Below are 5,453 nucleotides of genomic sequence, written 5' to 3' on the forward strand. Positions count from 1 at the left end.
CGCGCCGGTCCCCGGGCCGGCCGCTCCGCCGGCTGCCGTGCCTGCCGCCGCCGCTGCGCCTGTTCCGGCCAGCGCCGCAGCAGGCGCGGCCAGCGACAAAAGGAAGGCGTGCAACCAGGCGGCGACCGAGCAATCGCTGAGCGGTGCCAAGCGCAAGGCTTTCATCGCCGAGTGCGCCAAGGGCTAGGAGGCCGGGCCATGGCCGTCCGCTCGCCGGCAAAGCGGGCGGCGCAACGGCCTTGCGGCGGGCGGGATCAGACGATGTCGAAGAACACCAGGTCGCGGTCGATTTCGTCGGCGGAGAAGCCGCAGCCGATCCGGCCCGGGCCGCGCAACACCAGCCTGTCGTGGCGCACGCAGCATTCCTCGCCGCCTTCGATCGAAACGAACGTGCCGTTGGTGCTCGCGTCGATGAGGGTGAAGCCCTCCCGGCGCCGTTCGATGCGCGCATGCTGGCGCGATGCGCGCGGGTCCATGACCACGATGTCGTTGCCCAGTTCGCGCCCGAGCAGCAGCACCGGACGCTGTTCCTCGACGAAGACAACGTCTTCCTGGTGGCGCAGGCGCAGGCGTTGCGACAGGCGCGACGTGGGCGGGATCGAGGTCACCATGCCCACACGCTGGCCGATGGCGAAGACCGGCCAGCCGAGCGAGTTCAGCGACGGCGCGTGCAAGGGCTGAGCCCCTGCTGTGTGGCGCGTGCCGGGCGTGAGCAGCAGTACCGCCGTGCCGCTCGCGAGGGCCTGTTCGGCCTCGGCGTGGGTAGCGATGCGCCGGGCGACGTCGATGCCTTCCCCGGCTTCCCCGGACGGGTCGACGATGCCGTAATGCAGGCCGATCCGCACGGGCTGGCGCAGCCCGTTCATGCTCGGCAGGCTCCTGATCCGGTCGAGCATCTCGCTCGCCGCCAGCACGCCGGCGTCGCAGCGCTCGAAGGCGGCCACGATCGACAGGCCTTGCTGCATGAGCGTACGGCCGCCGTGCGCGGCGATCGCACGCTCGACCCGGTTCAGGCAGCGCTCGGCCGCGTGCGCCGCTTCCGTGGTGCCGAGGCGCACGACGAGGCTGTCGTCAGCGATCGCATTGGCGACGAGCACACAGAGGTTCTTGCGGTCGGACATGGGTTCGGGCTTGCCTGGATGCGGGTGCGAGTATGGGAGGTGCCGCCAATGATGTTGAAATGGGCCTCGCCGTGCAAGCCCTTGCCTGGTGTTCGCCGTTATGCGTCGGTGCGAACGGGAGACGGGAACTGTATCGTCTGGGCCGTGGGCAGGGGAGGCAGGTCGATGGGATCGAAGGCCGTGTCGCCTTCTTCGACGCGGGTCTGCTGTGTCAGGCCGGCAAAATCGAACAGCCGCGAATCGGCCAGATGCGATGGCACCACATTCTTCAATGAGGTCGCCAGCGATTCGATGCGGCCGGGAAAGTCGCGCGCCCAGCCCTGCAGCATCGCCTTGATCTGCTTGCGCTGGGCGTTCTCCTGCGAGCCGCAGAGGTTGCACGGGATGATCGGGAAGTCCATCGCGCGCGCGAAACGGGTGATGTCGGCCTCCGTGCAGTAGGCCAGCGGGCGGATCACGACGTGATTGCCGTCGTCGCTGACGAGCTTCGGCGGCATGGCCTTGATCTTGCCGCCGAAGAACATGTTCAGGAACAGGGTTTCGAGGATGTCGTCGCGATGGTGGCCGAGCGCGATGCGGGTGGCGCCGATCTCCTTCGCGGTGCGGTAGATGATGCCGCGGCGCAGGCGCGAACACAGCGAGCAGGTCGTCTTTCCTTCCGGGATCTTGTCCTTGACGATGGAATAGGTGTCCTCGGTGACGATGCGGTACTCGACGCCGATCGACTCGAAGTAGCCCGGCAGCACGTCGTCGGGGAAGCCCGGCTGCTTCTGGTCGAGGTTCATCGCCACGATGCGGAAGTCGACCGGCGCACGCTCGCGCAGCGCCAGCAGGCAGGACAGCAGCGTGTAGGAATCCTTGCCGCCGGAGATGCAGACCATCACGGTGTCGCCGTCGCCGATCATGCCGTAGTCGCCGATCGCTTCGCCGACGCTGCGTTCGAGTTTCTTCTTCAGGCGCAGGAAGGTGTTGGAATGGCGGGCCTCGGCCTCCGCGTCAGCAGCGGGGGCGAGGGGGTCAAGCGGGGCGGCGGTGGCACTCACGGAGTCGGCTCGGTCGGCAAAAAAAGCGCTGAATTATACACTTAGCGCATTGGTCTGGCTTACAGGTGGGCGCTGCGGCCGCCGTCGACGGCGATGATCTGGCCCGTGATGTAGGGCGCGTCGAACATCAGGAAGCGCACCGTGCGGGCGATGTCGGTGGCCGAACCGATGCGCTTGAGCAGGGTGTGGCCGATGATCTGCTGGCGTTCCTCCGGGGAGAACTGCCCGTCTTCCGGCCATTCGATCGGCCCCGGGGACACGCCATTGACGCGGACTTCCGGCGCCAGTTCGATTGCCAGCGCGCGCGTGAGGCCGGCCAGGCCGGCCTTGGCGGCGCTGTACAGCGGGTAGCCCGGCAGCGGGCGTTCGGCATGGATGTCGACGATGTTGACGATGGCGCCGCGCCGTTGCCTGAGCGCCGGGGCCAGGGCCTGGGCGAGAAAGAGCGGCCCCATCAGGTTCGAGCCGATGAGGTCGTCCCAGGCGGCGTGGTCGATGCGGCCGACCGGGGTGGGGAAAAAGCTGGAGGCGTTGTTCACCAGTCCGTCGATGCAGCCGCAGCGGGCGAGGGTGGCCGCGGCCACTTCCTCGGCGACGCCGGCGCGGCCGAGGTCGCCGCCGACGGTGAAGGCGGAGTCGGCGCGCAGCCCGTTGAGGCTGGCGGCCAGCCGTCCGGCATCGCCCGCGCTGCTGCGGTAATGCAGCGCGAGGCGGGCGCCGGCGGCGTGAAGGTGGCGGGCGATTTCCGCGCCGACGCGGCGTGCCGCGCCGGTGACGAGGATGATGGGGGCCTCGTCTGACTGGGGGGCGTGCGGGTCAGGCCCGGGCGAATCGAAGGGCGTCATGTCGGGTGTCGGTGTCGATGATCGTGATCTGCACGGCGTGAGCATGGACGATCGGGCTTGCCGGTACAATCCCGCTCTTCCGCCTTCCTGCCCGCCGTGCCCATGTCTTCCCTGCCCCAGCCTTCCGCCGATGCGCTCGCCCAGAGCGCCCGCCTGCTCGCACTCGTCGAGGCCGACATCGATGCCGGCGGCGGCTGGATACCGTTTGCGCGCTACATGGAGCGGGTGCTGTACGCGCCGGGTCTAGGCTATTACAGCGGCGGCGCGCGAAAGTTCGGTCCCGGCGGCGATTTCATCACCGCTCCCGAGCTCACGCCCTTGTTCGGCCAGGCGCTGGCATCCCAGGTCGCGCAGGTGATGCGGGCGAGCGCGCCGCAGGTGATCGAGGTCGGTGCGGGGACGGGCCTGCTTGCCGCCGACCTGCTGCTCGAACTGGAGCGCCGCGACTGCCTGCCCGAGCACTACGGCATCCTCGAATTGTCGGGGGAACTGCGCGAACGCCAGTTCGATACCCTGGCGCAGAAGGCGCCCCACCTGGCGGCGCGCGTCCACTGGCTCGATGCGCTGCCCGGGCGTTTCAGCGGCGCGGTGGTGGCGAACGAGGTGCTTGATGTGATGCCGGTGCATCTGGTGGTGTCGCGCGCGGATGGCCTGTTCGAGCGCGGCGTCGTTCTCGCGGCCGATGCCGGCGGCGTGCGCCGCCTGTGCTGGGCCGACGTGCCGGCCACAGGCGTGGTGCGTGATGCCGCGCTGGCACTGGCGCTGCCCGCGCCCGGCGGCGGCGAGTACGTGACCGAGCTCAATCTGGCAGGGCGGGCCTGGGTGTCGGCCTGGGCGGAGCGGCTGGAAAGCGGCGCGATGCTGCTGATCGACTATGGCTATCCGCGCGCCGAGTACTATCTGCCCTCGCGCTCAGGTGGCACCCTGCTGTGCTACTACCGCCACCACGCCCATGGCGATCCTTTCCTGTGGCCGGGGCTCAACGACATCACCGCCTTCGTCGATTTCACCGCAGTCGCGGAGGCGGGTTTCGAGGCGGGGCTGGATGTCCAGGGCTACGCCACACAGGCGCAGTTCCTGTTCAACTGCGGCGTGCTCGAATGCCTGGCGCGCCGCGGCCCGCAGGAAAGCGCCGACTACATTCGCGCCGCGCGGGCGGTGCAGCGCCTGACGGCGCCGCAGGAAATGGGCGAACTGTTCAAGGTGTTGGCGCTGGGCCGCGGCATCGGCCAGCCGCTGCTGGGCTTCATGCGCGGCGACCGCCTGCACACCCTGTAGGCGCCGCAGCGGCCGCGGCCCGGCCTCAGTGTTGCTGCCCTTCCAGCCAGGCGGCAATGCGTTCGGCAACCTGCTTCCAGTCGCGTTCGAGCATCAGGCCGTGGCCCATGCCGGGAAAGATCTCCGCGCGGCGGCCATAGGTGGCTGCCGTCGTCCGCACCTGCTCGGCGGGAATCAGCGTGTCGTGCTCGGCGCCGAGGACCAGCATCGGCACCTGGCGCACGCGCCCGGGATTCGGCAGGTTGAACAGCGTCATGTCCCAGATCGCGCGGTGCGATTCGGGCTGGCTGAGGCTGTAGTAGCGCTGCAGGTCGGCGCTGTCGACCGGCTGGTGGAACAGCGCCTCGCGCAGGCTGCTGATGTCGACGTCGTTGCCCGCCATGATGCGGTTGAGGTCGCTCATCAGCGTGGGGCGCTGAAGCATCAGGCCGACGGCGGAACTCATCAAGCCTTGCGGCGGGACGGAGGACATCAGCACGGCCGCCGGGGCGTCGTGCTGTTCGAGGTACTTCTGCACCACCATGCCGCCCATCGAATGGCCGATGAGCACCGGCGGCGCGGGCAGTTTCGCCACGACTTCGGCGACGTCGCGCACGTAGTCGTCGATCGAATAGGTGTCGAGATGCTCGCGCTGGCGGCTGTGGCCGTGGCCGGACAGCGACACCGCGTAGGAGGCCCATCCGCGTGCCGCGAACCAGGGCAGGAAGTGTTCTTCCCAACACCAGGCCGAGACATAGGCGCCATGCACGAAGAGCAGTGGCGTCGGGCGGGCGGTGCCGGAGGGCGAGTGGCACAGGACTTCGAGTTCGCCGAAGCGGCTGGTGTTCATTACGGGATCTCCTGGGGACGGGGAACAGCGATCCGGGCGCGGATGCGGCAGGGTGGCCGGGTTGCTGTCCGGGGATAGGGGTTATGGTCTGTCGTTCTGGATTCTGTCGCTGCCCGGGGAGGGCGGCAAGGCGAGTGGGTCACGTTCGGGCCGTATCTCCGGTGTCCGGGCCGGGCCCGTTCGCGCGGAGCCCGAGCGAGCGTACCGCGTCTACCCGTGCGGCGTGGACCGCCTGCGGGATCCGGGCCTTGTCGGCGCAGCTGTGCGCGATCGCGCCGGCATCGATGCCGCGCACCGCGTCCAGCGCGCCGAGCCATGATGCGCGCGGCGCCCAGTC

The 5,453-nt window shown here is 69.3% G+C and carries 6 protein-coding genes and 1 pseudogene; 2 read left to right on the forward strand and 5 right to left on the reverse strand.

Going from position 1 to position 5,453, the window contains the following annotated elements; translation table 11 throughout:
* The coding region (locus C666_RS20620; RefSeq protein ID WP_004347787.1) for a PsiF family protein at nt 1–187 on the forward strand (187 nt) is incomplete at its 5' end.
* Nucleotides 188–254: 67 nt separating this feature from the next.
* Here the strand turns inward: C666_RS20620 and C666_RS18385 are convergent.
* The 3 genes from C666_RS18385 to C666_RS18395 all read right to left on the reverse strand — a co-directional run bounded on the left by C666_RS18385 (nt 255) and on the right by C666_RS18395 (nt 3,009).
* A complete protein-coding gene (locus tag C666_RS18385; RefSeq protein ID WP_004347788.1) occupies nt 255–1,121 on the reverse strand; it encodes an FHA domain-containing protein in 867 nt (288 codons plus the stop codon).
* Nucleotides 1,122–1,219: 98 nt separating this feature from the next.
* The gene (gene ttcA / locus C666_RS18390; RefSeq protein WP_004347789.1) at nt 1,220–2,164 is read right to left on the reverse strand and encodes a tRNA 2-thiocytidine(32) synthetase TtcA; all 945 of its coding nucleotides are present in this window, start codon (nt 2,162–2,164) and stop codon (nt 1,220–1,222) included.
* Nucleotides 2,165–2,223: 59 nt separating this feature from the next.
* The gene (locus tag C666_RS18395) at nt 2,224–3,009 is read right to left on the reverse strand and encodes a pteridine reductase (protein ID WP_004347790.1); all 786 of its coding nucleotides are present in this window, start codon (nt 3,007–3,009) and stop codon (nt 2,224–2,226) included.
* A gap of 102 nt (nt 3,010–3,111) precedes the next feature.
* Between C666_RS18395 and C666_RS18400 the strand changes: the two genes are divergently transcribed.
* Nucleotides 3,112–4,287 carry a class I SAM-dependent methyltransferase gene (locus tag C666_RS18400; RefSeq protein ID WP_028792322.1) on the forward strand — a complete coding sequence of 392 codons (1,176 nt, stop codon included), beginning with the start codon at nt 3,112–3,114 and terminating at the stop codon, nt 4,285–4,287.
* 25 nt (nt 4,288–4,312) lie between these two features.
* Here the strand turns inward: C666_RS18400 and C666_RS18405 are convergent, their stop codons facing one another.
* Nucleotides 4,313–5,116, reverse strand: a complete 804-nt coding sequence (locus C666_RS18405) for an alpha/beta hydrolase (protein WP_004347792.1) — start codon at nt 5,114–5,116, stop codon at nt 4,313–4,315.
* A gap of 139 nt (nt 5,117–5,255) precedes the next feature.
* Nucleotides 5,256–5,453, reverse strand: a pseudogene (gene cca / locus C666_RS20845) (multifunctional CCA addition/repair protein); the annotation flags it as partial.

It is taken from the genome of Thauera linaloolentis 47Lol = DSM 12138 (genome assembly GCF_000310205.1).
GTDB lineage: Bacteria > Pseudomonadota > Gammaproteobacteria > Burkholderiales > Rhodocyclaceae > Thauera > Thauera linaloolentis.

Bases quoted from the DNA above. Each gene is read 5' to 3' on its own strand.
- C666_RS18385 (WP_004347788.1), bottom strand. From the start codon at position 1,121: ATGTCCGACCGCAAGAACCTCTGTGTGCTCGTCGCCAATGCGATCGCT.
- C666_RS18395 (WP_004347790.1), bottom strand. From the start codon at position 3,009: ATGACGCCCTTCGATTCGCCCGGGCCTGACCCGCACGCCCCCCAGTCA.
- C666_RS18400 (WP_028792322.1), top strand. From the start codon at position 3,112: ATGTCTTCCCTGCCCCAGCCTTCCGCCGATGCGCTCGCCCAGAGCGCC.
- C666_RS18405 (WP_004347792.1), bottom strand. From the start codon at position 5,116: ATGAACACCAGCCGCTTCGGCGAACTCGAAGTCCTGTGCCACTCGCCC.